The organism is Brevibacterium sp. CT2-23B, assembly GCF_013168765.1.
Lineage (GTDB): Bacteria > Actinomycetota > Actinomycetes > Actinomycetales > Brevibacteriaceae > Brevibacterium > Brevibacterium sediminis.
This window is the reverse complement of the sequence record NZ_JABBYK010000006.1, coordinates 117161-135084: the sequence shown is the minus strand read 5'-3', so window position 1 is coordinate 135084 and position 17924 is coordinate 117161. Positions and strand designations below refer to the sequence as shown.

Here is a 17924-nt window from a genome sequence, read left to right as displayed (position 1 = left end):
CGTGACGCCAAAGACTGCTGCCTTTTGGCACTCACTCAAGGGATGTATTCTGTCATCGCCCGCTGCTCGAATCTCAGACATGGTGCGATAGCGGAGTTCATCACGGACGAAGCGTGGATTCACAGAGTCGTCGAGCAGACCGACCCGGAGTCGGGGAGGCCTCGTTTCGAACTCCTCGACATGTTCGAGAAGCTGCGAGTGGCTTCGTACCCGCACTACCGATTTGACGACGTGATCTGGGGAGTCTCCGCCGCATTCGTCCATGACCTTCCGCTGCATCGACCGCCTCGGGGGAAGGTCTTCATCGCTCACCCGAAGAAGCGACACAACAGCGCCGACGTGTCGAGGACGTCGAAGACCGTTCCTGAAGAGGACGTCGTTCGCATAGGCAAGATGTCGTTGACTTCACCCATTCGCACCGCCTTCGATCTTATCGGCCAACTTGGTGAACCGGAGGGCTTCGTCGCACTCGAACGGTGTCTGCGCAGATCAGCATTCGGGTCTGACGAAGGGGCCGACGAGGCGGCAAGATTCGGATATCCGCCGGACACTTTGGGATTAGCTGAGCTCTGCATTGCTGAAGACTTCATGCCTGTGCTCGGCCGGCTGTCAAAGGGCCAAGCGAGAGCTCAACGTCTGCTGTCTTCAGCGGGGCCGCTGTCGGAAAGCTACGCAGAGAGCCGTTTCGTGTACAACCTCATGCAGCTGAGACTGACCGGATTCAGCCAGCAAGTCAGGATCCGGGACGGGCACACGGTCATCGCTCGCGTGGACTTTCTGCACGAGAAATCGCGGACTATCGTGCTCATCGACGGCTTCTCCAAATATGCCGACAACGGAGTTCGGCTCATTCGGAAAGAGGTCCGTCAATTCAATCGGCTGCTGGAGCTCGGGTACAGAATCGTCCGTCTGAGCTTCGACGAGGTGACCCACCTTGAAGAGTGCGCAACCAAACTCTTCGGGCAGGCCCCGCAGCTCAGGGCGTTCATCGCCCCGCGAAAACGGTCCGGTGCCCGGCAGAGCCGGACTTAACAGCCGTGGCGAGACATTGCTATGCGACCAGACAAGTGTTCAGCTGCTTCGAAATGCAGATGCCCTGACCGAAGTCACTGCGTCCACACTTCTGACCAGCGATTGTCGCTGGCCGCGGCAGAATGGCCAGTGGAATGCAGCTTGGTGGGCGTCGTGGGTGCGCATATGGCGAATGGATGTGATGCACCCGAGGTGGGAAGCTGTAGACTGGTTCGAGTTGCCGATCGCGGTATGTCTGCACCGGGTTTCACCTGGGTGAATGTCTGCCGACCACGGGCGACGCGCGGGCGTAGCTTAATGGTAAAGCTTCGGCTTCCCAAGCCGATGACGCGGGTTCGATTCCCGTCGCCCGCTCTCGTTGTGTCGTGATGCGGCCACGGCTGTATCACACCGAGACGATGACTCCGACTCAGCGTTCTGCTCTTAGGGCCCGATCTGCTTCGGTGGCGCTTCCAGGTGCAGGTCTGCAGGCTTCATTTCCTGGTCGTGTCAGGGGCCCATCGTATTCTCCCCTCGATAGGGATTGCCGCAGCGGCATCCGGTCGGGGAGGGGAGTGGTGAAAATGGACAACAATGACGAATTCTTCCGCGTGGCGAGGCTGAGCAGGGAGCTCCGGGAGATCGACTCCGAATTGGCCGAAGCAGCACGACGTCGTGCGGAGCGCGAGGCGATTGCGAATCTCGATCCGCATCTTCCGCTCGTGCAGGATGATGTAGCGTCCGTGGTCGGACAGTGGGAAACCTGTGTGGTACGGGAGGCTGAGTTTTTAGAGTCCAGGGAAGATGTGGTGGAGCGACTCCTCCCAGCTTTCCTCAATCTTGCCGCACTCGAATTCGGCCGCTTGGATGAGGAGTTCGGCTCGAAAGAGTGGGGCGACACCGCAGCACGATGCCTGGATGCCATTGAAACGTTGGCGCAGGCCTACACGCACCGACTCCAGCAGGCGATCAACCAGTGGAATCATGTCGCGGAGGCACTGCTCGACATGTCGCACGGGCTGCCGGGAGATGACGCGGAACGCGAAATGGAACCGAGCTCCACCGATGCATCCGGCTCACCAAGTGATTCAGCTGGTTCGGCGATCAGACGGATCGGACCGACCGCCTCGGGCGGGTATACAGGGATCGAGGTGAACGGACAGGCGATCGAGATGGTCAGTCATCACGAGACCATCGACGAATTCCTCACCGCGTTGGAGTCAGGGATGAAGGGGATGCTGGCGGAAGCCAGAAAGAGCCTGCTCTCGAGTTCCGACTGCTCTACCGAGGTCGTTCTCGACCCGTCACCGTCGCATCTCATCTGGCGGCAGATGTGACGCGATTGGTGTGCACCAACTGCCTCGAAATGCAGATGCCCTGATCAAGATCACGGCATACACGCTTTGGACCCGCGGATGCAGCCGGTCGGTGAACCGGCGGTTAGACGCGGACTCGGAAGTTACGGGCGGCCGGCGAAGCGGCCGAGCAGCTCGACGTGACCGGCGACGATGAGCAGATCCTGTTTGCCCACGCGGGTCGTCGGGTCGGCGTAGGTGAAGTCGCGGCCGGGGCTCTTGATGCCCACGATCGTCACTCCGTACTTGTCGCGGACACCGGACTCGCTGAGAGTGAAGCCCTGGATCTCCCGCGGCGGGCGCATCTTCACCACGGCGAAATGGCCCTCATCGAACTCGATGTACTCCATCATCCTGGAGCTGACCAGGTGGGCGACGCGGCGACCGGCGTCCGATTCCGGGTAGAGCACATGGTGGGCGCCGATGCGGTGGAGGATCTTGCCGTGCGACGGCGAGATCGCCTTCGCCCACACCTGCGAAACGCCCAGGTCGACGAGGTTGGCGGTCGTGAGCACGCTGTCTTCGATCGAGGTTCCGATCCCGACGACGGCAGTCGAGAAGTCACCGGCACCGACCTGCCGCAGTGCGTCGATGTTCGTCGAATCGGCTTCGACGACGTGCGTGAGTTTGCCGCTCCAATCCTTGACGAGCTCGGGGTTGTGCTCGATGGCCATGACCTCGCGCCCCAGGCGGGCAAGAGTCGCCGCGGTCGAGGACCCGAAACGCCCCAGTCCGATGACCAGGATTGAAGTGTGTTCGTTAGCCAACGACCGGCCTTTCCTCGGGGTAGCGGTACAGGCGCACCGAATCCTGCATAGACAGTGCAGCCGCCAGTGTAATCGTACCGAGTCGACCGATGAGCATGATCACCGACAGAACATAGAGTCCCGAATCCGGCGAGGTCGCCGACACCCCGGAGCTCAGACCCACGGTGCCGAAGGCGGAGATCACCTCGAACAGCACCCGATCGAGCGGTTCCGCACTGATCTGCAGCATCGTCAGGGTGCCGATGAAGACGATCATCGCACCGGTGAGCAGAATCGAGATCGACAGTTTGATCGTCGACGACGTCAGCCGCCGACCGAACACGTGCACGTCCTGCAGACCCCTGGCCTCGGCATACGCAGCGAGGACAAGCACGGCCACCGTCGTCACCTTGATTCCGCCTGCTGTCGACGACGAACCGCCGCCGATGAACATCATGAGGTCCATGAGCAGATGCGACGCCTGGCTCATGTCCGCGACCTCCATCGTCGAGAAGCCGCCGGACCGGGGCATGACCGCCATGAACAGCACTTCGACGAAGGTATGGCCGGCATTCTTATCGCCCAGGGTCGCCGGGTTCGCCGACTCGAACAGCGCCAAGAGGAGCAGACCGATCGCCAGCACCGTCGTCGTGGTCGTCAATGTCAGCTTCGTATGGAGATCCCAGCGGCTGGGCCGGTTCCAGAACATCGCGACCATGAGCACGACGGGGAACCCCAGCGACCCGACGAACACCCCCGCCATGAGCAGGGACAGAATCCACGGATCCGAGGCGAAGTACGCCGCACCGCCTTCGTGGATGGTGAAACCGGCGTTGTTGAACGCCGAGATCGAGTAGAACACCGAGTACCAGATGGAGTCGCCGAGCGATTCCCCGCGGATGAGGAACCGTGGGAACAGCAGCACCGCGAGGATCGACTCGGCGGTGAAGATGGTGATGACCACTGTCTTGAGCAGCGAGCCGACCTGACCCAGATTGAGCGCCGAGGTGGCCTGCTGAGCGATCAGGCGCTGCCGGACTCCCAGCCTCCTGGAGACCGCCATGCCCAGCACCGAGGCGAGGGTGAGGATTCCGAGACCGCCGACCTGGATGCCGGCGGTGATGACCGAGATCCCGAAGTCCGACCAGTACTCCTCCGTGACGACCGGGGTCAGTCCGGTCACACACACGGCCGAGACCGCCACGAAGACCGAGTTCGCGATGTGCGTGGCCTGATCGACCGAACCGGGGTCGCGCATGCTCGCCGGCAGCATCAGCAGGATCGCGAACGCCGCGACGACGGCGACGAAGGACCCGATCGCCAATCGTGCCGGTGAGGCCACGGCAAGGTCGTCGACGAAGTCACGGACCCACCGGCCCGGCTTCAGCAGCCGATCGAAGCGCGGCGAGGAATTCTTGGACACAAGCACCATGGTAGAGCCGGTGGCCCCGGAATCGGCGCAAGTGAGCTGTGCCATATAGCATGGTGGGCATGGCCGAAAATGATGTGTATGTCGTTTGGGACGACGAAGTGACCGGTTACAACTTCGGTCCCAGCCACCCCATGCACCCTCTCAGGCTCGACCTGACAGCGAAGCTCGCCGACGACTTCGGACTCTTCGACGCAGACAACGTCCACGTCAATCCCATCGGTGAGATCGATGAGGCGAAGCTCGCCCGCCTCCACGACCCTGACTACATCGCCGCGGTCAAGCAGGCCGGCACCGAGGAGGGCCTCGAGGAGCAGGACGCGAACAGATACGGAATCGGCACCGAGGATGTTCCCGGGTTCGAGAATATGCACACCGCCTCGGCGCTGCTGTTCCAAGGCAGCGTCAACGCCGCGAACGCGATCATCTCCGGGGACTTTCGGCGCGCGGTGAACTTCTGCGGCGGAATGCACCACGCGATGCCCGGCAAGGCCAGCGGGTTCTGCGTCTACAACGACGCGGCCGGAGCGATCACCGAATTCCTCGACGCCGGATACGAGCGCATCGTCTACCTCGACATCGACGCCCACCATGGTGACGGTGTCGAGACGTTCTTCTGGGACGACCCGCGAGTGCTCACGATCTCGATCCACGAATCGGGGAAGTTCCTCTTCCCCGGCACTGGATTCCCTGCCGATATCGGGGGACTCAAGGCGGCCGCCTCGGCGGTGAATATCGCTCTGCCCCCGCGCACGGGCGACGCGGACTGGCTGCGCGCCTTCGACGCCACTGTCCCGCAGGTCGTCGCCGCATTCGAACCTCAGGTCGTCGTCTCCCAACACGGGTGCGACGGTCACCGGGCGGACCCGCTGACCCATATGCGCCTGAGCGTCGACGCGATGCGCATCGCCGCCGAACGCATCCGCGACCTCGCCGTCGACCATGCCGATGGACGCTGGCTGTCCGTCGGGGGAGGGGGCTACGCGATCATCGACGTCGTGCCCCGCGCCTGGACGAACCTGCTGGCCGTCGCCGCCGGCCGCGATATCGATCCCGGAGCCCGGATCCCCGGACGCTGGGCCTCCTACGCGCAGACGAAGACCGGGAGGGAAGCGCCGCTGTCGATGACCGACGGCTTCGACGGGGCGTTCGAACCATGGTCGAAGGGGTTCGACCCCGAAGTCGAACTCGACCGCGCCGTGATGGGCACTCGGAAGAACATCTTCCCTTTCTTCGCACTCGACCCCTACTTCGACTGAGCGGGGGCTGCTTCGACTGAGCGAGATCGGTCGACGCCCGTCGACCCAGCCGAACGCGAGTCCGGCCCTGCCGTGCACGCCACCCGGGCCGAACCCGATCCCCGCGTCCGCGCGGATCGCCTGGCACCGCCGTTGTGGATCTGGACACAGTTTTGGGAAAGCAGGCGGCCAAGCGATAGAATTGCACGGTTAGTTCAATGGGTGGGCACCTGATGTTCACCCTCCACCGACAAGCACAAGGGGTACCCGAGTGGGCTCAGTCATCAAGAAGCGCCGCAAGCGTATGTCGAAGAAGAAGCACCGCAAGCAGCTTCGCAAGACACGTCACCAGCGTCGCAACAAGAAGTAAGACCCAACGGTCCTACGCCCCCGCTCGAGTGATTTCTCGGCGGGGTTTGTTGCACCCGATGAGGAGTGAGCCATGGTCGATCTGACCTTTCTCACACGTGTCGACTGCCATCTGTGCGCAGATGCGCTGCAGACCGTCACCGAGGTGGCTGCAGGCAGAGATGTGACCGTGACCGAGATCGACATCGATACGGATGACGATCTGGCCGCGCAGTACGGCTGGGACGTTCCCGTCGTTCTCCTCAACGGGCGACAACACAGTTTTCATCGAGTCGATAGGGATCGGCTGTCCAAGGCGCTCGACGCCTTGGGCGCATGAGATCGATTGAAGGAGTGAGGCGGATTCGTGGGCGAGATTCTGTCCGCCAACAGGATTGAGGGTGTCGTTCGCAAGGACGTACCCGAGCGCGTGATATCCCGACTCCCGATCTATCTGCAGACCGTCGAGACGATTGCCGCCACCGGCCAGGACACAGTTTCGTCGGAGGACCTTGCCGCGCGCAGCGGTGTGTCCCCGTCGATTCTGCGCAAAGACCTCTCCCAGCTGGGGCGATCGGGAACCCGTGGGGTCGGCTACTCCTGTCCGGAGCTGGCCGCGACCCTGCGGACTTTCCTCGGCCTCGACCGCGACCGCCGCGTCGCCATCATCGGCGCCGGACGTCTCGGCTCGGCACTGGCCGACTACGCCGGATTCCGTCGGCGCGGCCTGCGTCTGACCGCCGTCTTCGACATCGACGAGGAGAAGATCGGCACCTCCATCGGTGCCCTGACCGTCTCTTCCCTGAACGACCTTCCCGCCTGGTCCGAACACATCGACCTGGTGGTCATGGCCGTCCCCGCAGCCGCGGCACCCGCGGCGGCCCAGAAGGCCGTCGAAGCAGGTGTGCGCGGCATTCTCAACTTCTCACCCACCGTGCTCGACGCACCGGATACCGTGCGTGTCCATCAAGTCGACTTGGCCAGTGAGCTGCAAGTACTCGCATACTATTCGGCGCTGGACACGGCACCGCTCAACCCTGGTTTTGAGGAGCACAGGAATTGACTCTCTTGGTTCTCGGCATTTCACATCAGTCGGCTCCGATCGACATGCTCGATCGAATGGCCTTCGGCGCCGGTGAGGTCGGCACTCTGCGACGGGACGCCCTGGCCGGAGAGAACATCGAGGGACTCGCCGTGCTCTCGACGTGCAATCGCCTCGAACTCATCGCCGACGTCTCCGCCTTCCACGGGGGACTGGCCGACCTCGGCAACGCGCTCGTGTCGTCGATCGACAAAGAATGGTCAGATATCGCCGGGCACTTCTACGCCCACTACGACCACCAGGCCATGGAGCACCTGCTCAAGGTCGCCTGTGGACTCGACTCCATGGCCATCGGCGAAGCCCAGATCCTCGGTCAGCTCCGGACGGCGTTCACGGAATCGCAGTCGGACAAGGCACTGACCTCCGAACTCTCCCAGGCGCTGCAGCAGGCGCTGCGTGTGGGCAAGCGCGCCCATTCGGAGACCGACCTCGGAGACGTCGCACGGTCCCTGTTCGGTGCAGGCATCGAGGCATCGGCCGCGCACATCGGGTCCCTGCGTGCAGCGAATGCACTCGTCATCGGCGCCGGAGCCATGTCGGGGCTCGTCGTGTCCGGGCTGCACAAGGAAGGCGTCGCCCACATCACCGTGCTCAACCGGACGCTCGACAAGGCCGAACGCCTCGTCGCCGAGGTGGGCGGACGTGCCCGCGAACTCACCCCGCGCATCATGGCCGAGGAGATCGCCGACGCCGACCTCATCGTCTCCTGCACCGGTGCCCGCGGAGTCGTCGTCAGCCGCGACGACATCGTCGCCGGACTCTCGCAGAACCCCAAGGGCGCGGCGAACAAGGCGTTCATCGACCTCGCCCTGCCGCACGACATCGACCCCAGCGTCCGCGAGTTCGAACATGTCGCCCTCTTCGGCCTCGGCGAGATCCGCGAACTGCTGCGCGGCTCCGATAAGGAAAGCGATGCGAAGGTCGCCGGCACCATCGACGAAGTCCGCGCCATCATCGCCGCTGAGCTGGAGAACATCGCCACCGGCAACAAGGAGCGCTCGGTCGCTCCGACCGTGACCGCTCTGCGCTCCCATGCCAAAGATGTGCTCGCCTCCGAGACACAGCGCCTGGAGAAGAAGCTCGGCGACTCCGTCGACGAGAAGGCGTTCGCAGAGATCCGCAAATCCCTGCACCGGGTGGCGGAGAAGCTCATCCACACCCCGACCGTGAAGGTCAAGGAACTCGCGGTGACCGAATCCGAGGTCGACTACGCCCAGGCTCTCATGCAGCTCTTCGACCTGCCGGTCAACAAGGTCGCCCACGCCAAGACCGCTCCGGAGACGAAGGTCGCGAAGGCCGCCAGCGCGCATCATGTCGAGGCCGACGGCATCCGCCCGGTCGCCGATCACACCCTCGACATCGTCGAACCCGAACACTTCACCGGCCGCACCGTGCGTCTGGGCACCCGTCGGTCACAGCTGGCTCGGTCCCAGTCCACGGCGATCGCCCACCAGATCGCGGCTCTGAACGGCTGGCGCGTCGAGATCGTCGAGGTCGTCACCGAGGGCGATGTCAATATGTCGCCCCTGGCCGGTTTCGGCGGCACCGGAGTCTTCGTCTCCGCCGTCCGACAGGCCCTCCACCAGGGCAAGATCGATCTGGCCGTGCACTCGCTCAAGGACCTGCCCACCACCCCCGAGGCGGGAATCCAGATGGCAGCCATCCCACCGCGCGTCGACCCGGCCGACGTCCTCATCGGCCGCGACGGACTGAGCCTGAACGACCTGCCTTCCGGGTCCGTCATCGGCACCGGTTCGCCGCGTCGTGCCGTTCAGCTGCGTGCCGCACGTCCCGATATCGAGGTCCGCGGAGTGCGTGGAAACGTCGACACCCGCATCGCCCATGTCCGCGACGGCCGCCTCGACGCAGTCGTCCTCGCCGCCGCCGGAGTGCGTCGCATCGGGCGGCTGGCCGAGGCCACCGATTCGCTCAACTTCGATGTCATGCTCCCGGCCCCGGGCCAGGGAGCCTTGGCGGTCGAGACTCGCAGCGCCGACAGCGCCTTCGCCACCACCGCGGACATCCTCGACAGCGACGCCGAGGTGCGGGCGGCTCTGCGCCGGATCCACGACCAGACGACCGACCTCGCCGTGACCTGCGAGCGCGCGATCCTCTCCCGTGCCGAAGCCGGCTGTTCGGCTCCGATCGGCGCGCTGGCGAAGATCGAGGGCACCGAGTTCATCGTCGACGCCGTGATGGCCGATGATGACGGCAAGCTCGCCCGCACGCGTCAGAGCACCGAGCTGCCCGCCCTGCTCGACGTCGACTGGAGCAGCACCGGCGAGCAGCAGCTGTCGGTGACCGCGAAAGAACTCGCCCGTATCGCCGACGAACTCGGCACCGCGGCGGCCGAGGATCTTCTGGGACGGCTCGGCATCGACCCGGCCGCCAGCGCCGAACACCTCACCCCCGTCAAGGCTCAGGAGCAGGGATGAACAGCGAACTGACAACGGGCCAGGTGCAGCCGCGCCGACTCCTGCCGGCTGCTCCGCGCGTCGTCTTCATCGGCAGCGGGCCCGGCGAATCGGGTCTGATGACGATGCGCGGCGCCGAGATCCTCGCCACCGCCGAAACCGTCGTCTATGACGCCGATGTGCACTCGGAGATCGTCACCGCCTATGTGCCGCAGGCCGCAACGCTCATCGATGCCGCCGACCTCGGAGTCGCCGCCTCGACCCGAGGTCGCCGCATGGCCGAACTCGCCCGCCCGGACAAGACCGTGGTGCGGCTGAGCTCGGACGACGGAATCATCTTCACCACGACGACAGCGGAAGCCGGAGTCTGCCGCAAGGAACAGGTCGAGGTCGAAATCGTGCCCGGAGTGGGACTCTCCGCCTCGACGGCTGCCTACACCGGAACGGCTCTGACGACCAACCGCGTCCGGTCGGTGCGTTTCATCGAAGCTGGACCGCAGACCCATGTCGACGTCTCCCGCCACCGGAACACGACCCACGTGCTCACCGGCAGCGCAGCCGCCCACGAACAGGCCATCGAAGCCCTGCTCGCCGACGGCTGGGACGAGGGCACGAAGGTCCTCCTCGGGTGGGGGATCTCCACCATCGAGCAGACGAGCGTGGAGACGACTTTGCAGCAGGCGCTGTCCATGGCGCAGACAGGTTCGGATCGTATGGTGGTGATCATGGGGCAGGGAGTGGAATCCAGAGGAGAGCTCAGCTGGTTCGAATCCAAACCGCTCTTCGGCTGGCAGGTGCTCATCCCGCGGACGAAGGAACAGGGCACCTCCACCGCCGAAGCCCTGGCCGAGCTCGGCGCCGTCGGCACTGTGGTGCCGACCATCGCCGTGCAGCCGCCGCGCACCCCGACCCAGATGGAGAAGGCGATCCGCGGCCTCGTCGACGGATCCTACGAATGGGTCGGCTTCACCTCGGTGAACGCCGTGCGTGCCGTGCGCATGTGGTTCGAAGACTTCGGACTCGATTCCCGTTCGATGGCCGGCGTCAAGGTCGCCGCCGTGGGCGGGCGCACCGCGGCAGCGCTGGTCGACTGGGGGATCACCCCCGACCTCGTCCCCGACGGGGAGCACTCCGCACGCGGGCTGGCCGCGGCCTGGCCGGACTTCGTCGATGACATCGACCCGATGAACACGGTCCTCCTGCCTCGTGCCGATATCGCCACCGAGGTGCTTGTGGCCGGACTGCTGGAGAAGGGGTGGGACCCCGACGACGTCACCGCCTACCGCACCGTCCGCGCCTCTCCGCCGCCGGCTCCGATCCGCGAGTCGATCAAGGCCGGAGACTTCGACGCCTTCCTCTTCACCTCCTCATCGACGGTGCGCAACCTCGTCGGCATCGCCGGCAAACCCGCCCCCACCTCGGTGATCTGCTGCATCGGCCCGGCAACGGCGAACACTGCAGCCGAACACGGACTGCGCGTCGACGTCCTTGCCGAGGAAGCCAACCTCACCTCTCTCATCGACGGTCTCGTCGAATTCGCACTCACCCAGCGCGCCGATGACGTGGAAGCCGGGATCTCCCCGCAGCGTCCGAGCCAGAAGCGCCGCAGAAGGAAGGCCTGACATGTCATTGGTTCCCGGAACCGTCCGTCCCCGTCGGCTGCGGTCGACCCCGGCACTGCGTCGCCTCGTCTCCGAGGTGCGACTCCACCCGACCGAGCTCATCCTTCCGATGTTCGTCAAGGAGGGCCTGAGCGAACCTCTGCCGCTGGGCGGAATGCCCGGAGTCGTCCAGCACACGATGGACTCACTGCTCGAGGCAGCCCGAGAAGCGGTGGCGGCCGGAGTCGGCGGACTCATGCTCTTCGGCATCCCCGAACACAAGGATGAGATCGGCTCACAGGCCGATGACCCCGACAGCATCCTCAACCGGGCGCTGTCGCTGCTGGCCGGCGAATTCGGCGATGACACCGTGATCATGGCGGACCTGTGCCTCGACGAATACACCTCCCACGGCCACTGCGGAGTCCTCGACGAGGCCGGTGCGGTCGACAACGACGCCACCCTCGACCGCTACGCCTCGATGGCGCTGGCCCAAGCTCGCGCCGGGGCCGAGGTGCTCGGGCTGTCAGGCATGATGGACGGCCAGGTCGCTTACTGCCGGGAAGCCCTCGACGCCGCCGGATTCACCGACACCGTCGTCATGGGGTACACCGCGAAGTACGCCTCCGCCTTCTACGGTCCCTTCCGCGAAGCCGTCGACTCCGAGCTCAAGGGCGACCGCAAGACCTACCAGCAGGATCCCGCGAACGGTCGCGAGGCGCTGCGCGAACTCGGCCTCGACCTGGCCGAAGGTGCCGACATCGTCATGGTCAAGCCGGGTCTGCCGTATCTCGACGTGCTCGCCGAGGTGGCCCAGGAATCCATCGTGCCCGTATGGACCTACCAGGTATCCGGAGAATACGCGATGATCGAGTTCGCGGCCGCCGCCGGAGCCATCGACCGGGAGAAGGCGATCGAGGAGTCCCTCATCGCCTTCAAACGTGCCGGTTCCGATGCGATCCTCACCTATTGGGCAACCGAGGTCGCCCAGCGCCTCCAGTCCGAGGCCGCAGGCCACCAGTCGAACCGCAGTGCCGACGGAGGCCGGTGATGACCGAGCCTCGCTGGCTGTCGGCAATTGACCAGAGGGCCTGGCGCAGCTACCTCAACGGCTCTCAGCTGCTCAGCACACAGCTGGACAAGGAGCTGCGTGAGAAGCACGGCATCGGTCTGCCCGAATACGAGATCCTCGTGCGTCTGTCCGAACACGACGACCGGACGATGCGGATGGCGCTGCTGGCCACCGATACGACGATGTCCCGATCACGACTGACCCACAGCGTCGCCCGAATGGAGAAGCGCGGACTGCTCGAGCGCTCCGCCATCCCCGAGGACGGCCGAGGGGTCAACTGCGTGATGACCGAGGCCGGATGGCAGCTGCTGCGAGCCGCGGCCCCCGACCATGTCGCCGGAGTCCGCAGCCACCTCGTCGATCTCCTCGACCCCGAGGAGATGGAGACCCTGGGGCGGATCTTCACCAAAGTCTTCGACCATATGAGCGACATCGACGGCTCCTGAGCCGTCCCCACGCATCACTGAGAACGATCCCGGGACGAAACCCGACCCGCGAAGAATCAGAGGAGAACCATGACGACAGCAGAGACGAACGGTCACACCACCGATCGGTCCGCCGCCCTCTTCACCCGCGCCGAGGCGGTCATCCCCGGCGGTGTGAACTCCCCGGTCCGCGCGTTCAAGGCCGTCGGCGGAACCCCCCGTTTCATCACCGAGGCGACCGGTGCGTGGCTGCGCGACGCCGACGGCAACGACTACATCGACCTCATCGGATCCTGGGGTCCGATGATCATGGGCCACTCCCGCCCCGAGGTCGTCGCCGCCGTCCAGGAAGCCGCCGTCAAGGGATTCTCCTTCGGCACCCCGTCGACCGGTGAGGTCGAACTCGCCGAGGAGATCGTGCGCCGCGTCGATCCCGTCGACCAGGTGCGCCTCGTGTCCTCGGGCACCGAGGCGACGATGTCGGCGATCCGTCTGGCCCGCGGTTACACGGGACGGTCCAAGGTCGTGAAGTTCGCCGGCTGCTACCACGGTCACGTCGACTCGCTGCTGGCCCAGGCCGGCTCCGGGCTGGCCACCTTCTCTCTGCCCGACACACCCGGAGTCACCGGAGCCCAGGCACAGGACACGATCGTCGTCGACTACAACGACGCCGCCGGTCTCGAAGCCGTATTCGCCGAACACGGTGAGGACATCGCCTGCGTCATCACCGAGGCCAGTCCCGGCAATATGGGCGTCGTGCCTCCCCGCGACGGTTTCACGAACACCATCCGCCGGCTGACCAATGCCCACGGTGCGCTGATGATCAGCGACGAAGTGATGACCGGTTTCCGCGTCTCCGCCGCCGGCTGGTACGGCTATGAGTCCGAGACTCTCGGCTACCCGGAGGGCCCGGCCGACCTGTTCACCTTCGGCAAGGTCATGGGCGGCGGCTTCCCGGCAGCGGCCTTCGGCGGTCGCGCCGAGATCATGGCCCACCTCGCCCCCTCCGGCCCCGTCTACCAGGCCGGAACGCTCTCGGGCAATCCGGTGGCCACCGCTGCCGGTCTGGCCACGCTCAAGCTGACGACCGAACTCGACGTGTACTCGCACATCGGTCGTGCCGCGGACATTCTGCGCCCGGCCGTCGCTGCAAGCCTGGAAGCTGAGGGCGTCGCCCACGTCATCCAGTCGGCGAACTCGATGTTCTCCGTGTTCTTCACCGACACCGACGTGACGAACTACGACCAGGCACGGGCTCAGAACGTCGACCGCTACACCGCCTTCTTCAACGCCATGCTCGATCAGGGCATCCATATGCCCCCGAGCGCGTTCGAAGCCTGGTTCCTGTCCTACGCCCACACCGATGAGATCCTCGACCGGATCATCAGCGCCCTGCCGGCGGCGGCCATGGCAGCGGCCGCGGTTCCGGAGGCCGGGAAGGCGCAGTCATGACCACCATCCACCTCGTCCGTCATGGCGAAGTCGACAACCCCGACGGCATCCTCTACGGGCGTCTGCCGCATTTCGGTCTCACCGAGCGCGGACACGAGATGGCCGTGCGCGTGGCCGAGCACTTCCACGCCGCGCCCACTCGTCCGGTAGAACTCGTGGCCTCCCCGCTGCTGCGGGCACAGCAGACGATTCGTCCGCTGTCGAAGTCCCTCGACCTGCCGGTGTTCGACGACGACCGGGTCATCGAGGCGGCGAATTCCTTCGAGGGACAGAAGCTCAATGCGCGTCGGCTGGCCGAGCCGAAGAACCTGGTGCGCCTCTACAACCCGCTCACCCCGTCCTGGGGAGAGCCGTACAAGCAGATCGTGCTGCGCATGCGGGCCGCGATGGCCAGTCTGAGAGCCAAGCTCGACCTTCACGGTCCGGACGCCGAAGGAGTCATCGTCTCCCACCAGCTGCCGATCTGGATGACGCGCCTGTCGGGGGAGGGACGTTCGCTCGTCCACGACCCGCGCAGACGCGAATGTGACCTGGCTTCTATCACCAGTTTCACATTCGATTCCTCCACACTGGTGTCCGTGAGATATGAGAGCATCTGTGCGGATCTGCAGCCGGGCACCGCGGTGGCGGGAGCATGAGCTTCGGACGCCGTTCCCTCAACCGTCGGGCCCTCTTCACCTCGGCACTCGCCGCCGGAACGGCCCTGGCGCTCAGCGCCTGCAGCGAGAACGATGAGCTGGCCGATCAGGCCGGATCCGACCAGGGGTACGTCTCCGGCTCGGGAGTCGTCTCGCAGGTGGCGGCCGAGGACCGCGGCGAACCCCTCGATCTGAGCTTCGAGACCCTCGACGGAAAGTCGATGTCCCTGGCCGATCTGCGTCCCACCCCGGTCGTCGTCAACCTCTGGTACGCGGCGTGCCCGCCGTGCCGGAAGGAAGCCCCGGACCTGAAGTCCGTGTCCGAGGAATTCGGGGACAAGGCCCAGTTCATCGGCGTCAACGTCCGTGACCAGGAGGCTGCGGCCAACGCGTTCATCCAGAATTACCAGGTGCCGTACCCGAACATGCTCGATTCGAACGGTGAGATGGTGTCTCTGCTCTCCGGAGTCCTGCCCCCGCAGGCCACCCCTTCGACGGTGGTCCTCGACGCGAAGGGCCGCGCCGCGGCCAGAGTCGTCGGTGAGATCGATGCCTCGACTCTCAAGGGACTCATCGAGGACGTGCTGGCCGAGTGAGTGGACTCGGGGCGGACTTCGCCCAGACCGTCCTCTCCGGCCCGCTGCTGCTGGCTGCCGGCGCAGCGGCCCTGGCCGGACTCGTCTCGTTCGCCTCCCCGTGCGTGCTGCCCCTGGTCCCCGGCTATGTCGGGTACGTCACCGGGCTGTCCGGATCATCGCTGAGGGACAAGCAGACGTGGCGAGTGGTCGTGGGCATCAGCCTGTTCGTCCTCGGCTTCACCGTCGTCTTCGTGCTGCTGGGGACCAGCTTCTCCGCGCTGGGAGCGCTGTTCTCCCAATGGCAGTCGGTCATCCTGCGCGTCCTCGGCGTCATCGTCATCCTTGCCGGGTTCGTGTTCATGGGCGGATTCGGTCTGCTGCAGAACGAACGTCGAATCCGCGCCAGACCGAAGGCCGGACTCTGGGGCGCACCGGTGCTCGGAGCGACCTTCGCCCTCGGATGGGCGCCCTGTGTGGGACCGACCCTGTCGGCGGTGCTGAGCATGTCTGTGAGCTTCGGCGGTGACGGGATGATCTGGCGCGGAGCGCTGTTGGCCTTCGTCTACTGTCTCGGCCTGGGCATCCCGTTCATCCTCCTGGCGCTGGCGATCCACAAGGGCGCGGGGCGACTCGTTTGGGTGCGCAAGCATCAGACCGCGATCGTGCGGGCCGGGGGCATCATGCTCATCATCCTCGGTGTGCTCATGGCCAGCGGCGTATGGAACATGTGGATGACCTCTCTGCAAGGTCTCATCAATGGATTCGAAGTGGTGATCTAGTGGCGGGCTCAACCGAAGGCTCGGAGAAGACACAGCCGAAATCGGGTGCGAAGACGACGGCGAAGCAGGGAGACAAGCCTGCCGCGAAGTCGACCGTGACGCAGCCGCAGCTCGGGTTCATCGGCATGTGCCGGTGGGCCTGGACCCAGCTGACGACGATGCGTGTGGCACTGATCCTCTTGCTCATCCTCGCCCTGGCCTCGATCCCGGGATCTCTGCTGCCGCAGCGGATCCAGGACCCGGGCCGGGTGAACACCTTCCTGGAGAACAACGGTGCCTGGGGACAGTTCCTCGACACCATCCAGATGTTCGACGTCTACTCCTCGGTGTGGTTCTCCGCGATCTATCTGCTGCTGATGATCTCCCTCATCGGCTGCATCATCCCGCGGACGAAGCAGCACTGGAAGGCGATGCGCTCGTCCCCGCCCAAAGCACCGAGGCGGCTGTCCCGGATGCCCGGATACGCCACCTTCACCTCGGCGCAGGCAGACGCAGAGACCCGTGAGGATGCGGATGAGGCGCTCCTCGATGCAGCGGAGGCTCGGCTGAAGAAGTCGGGGTACCGCATCAACCGCCAGTCCGATCACATCGCCGCCGAACGCGGCTATCTCCGCGAGACCGGCAACCTCGTCTTCCACATCGCGCTGCTCATGGCGACCCTGACGATGGCGATCGGATCGCTGTTCGGCTACGAGGGTCAGCGCATCCTCGTCGAGGGGGAGACGTTCTCGAATTCGCTGGTCTCCTACGATTCCTTCGAACCCGGCTCCTACTACGATGCCGACAATCTGCCGGATTTCCGGCTCAAGCTCGACTCCTTCACCTCCACCTTCGACGATCAGGCGGCGGGCAACCAGTTCGGTCAGCCGCGCACCTTCGATGCGAAGGTGACGACGACGGCGGACGGGACGACCGAATCGCACGTCCTCAAGGTCAACGAACCGGTGCGCGTGGGCGGCGTCGGCGTCTATCTCACCGGCAACGGCTACGCCCCCGAGGTGACCGTGCGTGATGCGAAGGGCGATATCGTCCAGTCCGGTCCGCAGGTGTTCATCCCGGACGGAGGGGACCCCGGTTACACGTCCGAGGGCGTCATCAAGGTCCCGGACTCGGCCGGCACGCAGATGGGCTTCGTCGGGGTGTTCCTGCCGACGGCCGCGCAGAATGAGGACGGTGAGCTGATCTCGAGCTTCGCCGAGCTGCGCAACCCCTACCTCGTGATGAGCGGGTACACCGGCGACCTCGGCCTCGATTCCGGAGTCCCGCAGTCCGTGTACTCCCTCGACGCAGAGAACATGACGGAGATGACTGACGAGTCGGGCAACCCGCTCGTCATCCAGCTCGCCGAGGGGGAGACGCAGAAGCTGCCGAACGGCGGTTCGGTGACCTTCGACGGAGTCAAGAAGTACATCGCCGTCGACATCTCCCAGGACCCGACACAGGCGCTCATGCTCATCAGCGCGATCCTCGTCCTGGCTGGGCTCGGCCTGTCCCTGTTCATTCCCCGCCGACGCGTATGGGTGCGGATCAAGAACGGCGACGCCGAGGTGGCCGCCCTGGCCCGCGGTGAGGATCCGATGGTCGAGCGTGCCGTCGATGACCTGGTCAAGGACCTGCGCGATCCGGAACCCGATGAGGGTGAGCACGGTGACGACGACGAAAGATGAACCCGAAGTACTACGCGGAGTAGAATAGCCGCGGAGTGCGCGTCGCCGGTGGCTTCGTCACGGAGTCGG

General features: G+C 65.1%; 17 protein-coding genes and 1 tRNA gene. 16 read left to right on the top strand and 2 right to left on the bottom strand.

Annotated elements, in window-relative coordinates; all coding sequences use genetic code 11:
- The first annotated feature begins 24 nt into the window (after positions 1-24).
- The 3 genes from HIM68_RS15485 to HIM68_RS15475 all read left to right on the top strand — a co-directional run bounded on the left by HIM68_RS15485 (position 25) and on the right by HIM68_RS15475 (position 2348).
- A complete protein-coding gene (locus HIM68_RS15485) occupies positions 25-1032 on the top strand; it encodes a hypothetical protein (RefSeq protein WP_172173729.1) in 1008 nt (335 codons plus the stop codon).
- 283 nt (positions 1033-1315) lie between these two features.
- Positions 1316-1386: transfer RNA gene (locus HIM68_RS15480), tRNA-Gly, on the top strand.
- Positions 1387-1595: 209 nt separating this feature from the next.
- Positions 1596-2348, top strand: coding sequence for a hypothetical protein (locus tag HIM68_RS15475; protein ID WP_172173726.1), 753 nt, complete (start codon positions 1596-1598; stop codon positions 2346-2348).
- A 122-nt stretch (positions 2349-2470) separates the two neighbouring features.
- Here the strand turns inward: HIM68_RS15475 and HIM68_RS15470 are convergent, their stop codons facing one another.
- Both HIM68_RS15470 and HIM68_RS15465 read right to left on the bottom strand, forming a co-directional pair.
- Entirely contained in the window at positions 2471-3133 is a 663-nt protein-coding gene (locus HIM68_RS15470) for a TrkA family potassium uptake protein (protein WP_101546810.1), read from the bottom strand.
- Positions 3126-4544 carry a TrkH family potassium uptake protein gene (locus tag HIM68_RS15465; protein ID WP_248283973.1) on the bottom strand — a complete coding sequence of 473 codons (1419 nt, stop codon included), beginning with the start codon at positions 4542-4544 and terminating at the stop codon, positions 3126-3128. The genes HIM68_RS15470 and HIM68_RS15465 overlap by 8 nt, the downstream gene beginning before the upstream one ends.
- A 59-nt stretch (positions 4545-4603) precedes the next feature.
- On the opposite strand from HIM68_RS15465, the gene HIM68_RS15460 reads away from it, so the two are divergent.
- From HIM68_RS15460 to HIM68_RS15400, 13 genes are all read left to right on the top strand, one after another.
- The gene (locus tag HIM68_RS15460) at positions 4604-5800 is read left to right on the top strand and encodes an acetoin utilization protein AcuC (protein ID WP_172173723.1); all 1197 of its coding nucleotides are present in this window, start codon (positions 4604-4606) and stop codon (positions 5798-5800) included.
- A gap of 250 nt (positions 5801-6050) precedes the next feature.
- Complete coding sequence (locus HIM68_RS15455) at positions 6051-6149, top strand: AURKAIP1/COX24 domain-containing protein (RefSeq protein ID WP_009882927.1); 99 nt, start codon at positions 6051-6053, stop codon at positions 6147-6149.
- Positions 6150-6221: 72 nt separating this feature from the next.
- Entirely contained in the window at positions 6222-6467 is a 246-nt protein-coding gene (locus tag HIM68_RS15450) for a glutaredoxin family protein (RefSeq protein ID WP_172173720.1), read from the top strand.
- Between the two features lie 27 nt (positions 6468-6494).
- The gene (locus tag HIM68_RS15445) at positions 6495-7190 is read left to right on the top strand and encodes a redox-sensing transcriptional repressor Rex (protein ID WP_172173717.1); all 696 of its coding nucleotides are present in this window, start codon (positions 6495-6497) and stop codon (positions 7188-7190) included.
- Entirely contained in the window at positions 7187-9664 is a 2478-nt protein-coding gene (gene hemA, locus HIM68_RS15440; protein WP_172173714.1) for a glutamyl-tRNA reductase, read from the top strand. Before HIM68_RS15445 ends, hemA begins: the two co-directional genes overlap by 4 nt.
- Entirely contained in the window at positions 9661-11265 is a 1605-nt protein-coding gene (locus HIM68_RS15435) for a uroporphyrinogen-III synthase (RefSeq protein ID WP_172173711.1), read from the top strand. The genes hemA and HIM68_RS15435 overlap by 4 nt, the downstream gene beginning before the upstream one ends.
- A 1-nt stretch (position 11266) precedes the next feature.
- Complete coding sequence (gene hemB / locus HIM68_RS15430) at positions 11267-12295, top strand: porphobilinogen synthase (protein WP_172173708.1); 1029 nt, start codon at positions 11267-11269, stop codon at positions 12293-12295.
- On the top strand, positions 12295-12762 hold the full coding sequence (locus tag HIM68_RS15425; RefSeq protein ID WP_139468609.1) for a MarR family winged helix-turn-helix transcriptional regulator: 468 nt from the start codon (positions 12295-12297) through the stop codon (positions 12760-12762). The genes hemB and HIM68_RS15425 overlap by 1 nt, the downstream gene beginning before the upstream one ends.
- Positions 12763-12831: 69 nt before the next feature.
- The gene (gene hemL, locus HIM68_RS15420) at positions 12832-14193 is read left to right on the top strand and encodes a glutamate-1-semialdehyde 2,1-aminomutase (RefSeq protein WP_172173705.1); all 1362 of its coding nucleotides are present in this window, start codon (positions 12832-12834) and stop codon (positions 14191-14193) included.
- Complete coding sequence (locus HIM68_RS15415) at positions 14190-14831, top strand: histidine phosphatase family protein (protein ID WP_172173702.1); 642 nt, start codon at positions 14190-14192, stop codon at positions 14829-14831. The genes hemL and HIM68_RS15415 overlap by 4 nt, the downstream gene beginning before the upstream one ends.
- Entirely contained in the window at positions 14828-15427 is a 600-nt protein-coding gene (locus HIM68_RS15410; RefSeq protein WP_139468606.1) for a TlpA disulfide reductase family protein, read from the top strand. Before HIM68_RS15415 ends, HIM68_RS15410 begins: the two co-directional genes overlap by 4 nt.
- On the top strand, positions 15424-16188 hold the full coding sequence (locus tag HIM68_RS15405; protein ID WP_139468605.1) for a cytochrome c biogenesis CcdA family protein: 765 nt from the start codon (positions 15424-15426) through the stop codon (positions 16186-16188). Before HIM68_RS15410 ends, HIM68_RS15405 begins: the two co-directional genes overlap by 4 nt.
- Entirely contained in the window at positions 16188-17855 is a 1668-nt protein-coding gene (locus tag HIM68_RS15400) for a cytochrome c biogenesis protein ResB (protein ID WP_367647562.1), read from the top strand. Before HIM68_RS15405 ends, HIM68_RS15400 begins: the two co-directional genes overlap by 1 nt.
- Positions 17856-17924 lie beyond the last annotated feature (69 nt).

Bases quoted from the DNA above. Each gene is read 5' to 3' on its own strand.
- HIM68_RS15410 (WP_139468606.1), top strand. From the start codon at position 14,828: ATGAGCTTCGGACGCCGTTCCCTCAACCGTCGGGCCCTCTTCACCTCG.
- hemB (WP_172173708.1), top strand. From the start codon at position 11,267: ATGTCATTGGTTCCCGGAACCGTCCGTCCCCGTCGGCTGCGGTCGACC.
- HIM68_RS15450 (WP_172173720.1), top strand. From the start codon at position 6,222: ATGGTCGATCTGACCTTTCTCACACGTGTCGACTGCCATCTGTGCGCA.
- HIM68_RS15465 (WP_248283973.1), bottom strand. From the start codon at position 4,544: ATGGTGCTTGTGTCCAAGAATTCCTCGCCGCGCTTCGATCGGCTGCTG.
- hemL (WP_172173705.1), top strand. From the start codon at position 12,832: ATGACGACAGCAGAGACGAACGGTCACACCACCGATCGGTCCGCCGCC.
- HIM68_RS15415 (WP_172173702.1), top strand. From the start codon at position 14,190: ATGACCACCATCCACCTCGTCCGTCATGGCGAAGTCGACAACCCCGAC.
- HIM68_RS15425 (WP_139468609.1), top strand. From the start codon at position 12,295: ATGACCGAGCCTCGCTGGCTGTCGGCAATTGACCAGAGGGCCTGGCGC.
- HIM68_RS15475 (WP_172173726.1), top strand. From the start codon at position 1,596: ATGGACAACAATGACGAATTCTTCCGCGTGGCGAGGCTGAGCAGGGAG.
- HIM68_RS15435 (WP_172173711.1), top strand. From the start codon at position 9,661: ATGAACAGCGAACTGACAACGGGCCAGGTGCAGCCGCGCCGACTCCTG.
- HIM68_RS15460 (WP_172173723.1), top strand. From the start codon at position 4,604: ATGGCCGAAAATGATGTGTATGTCGTTTGGGACGACGAAGTGACCGGT.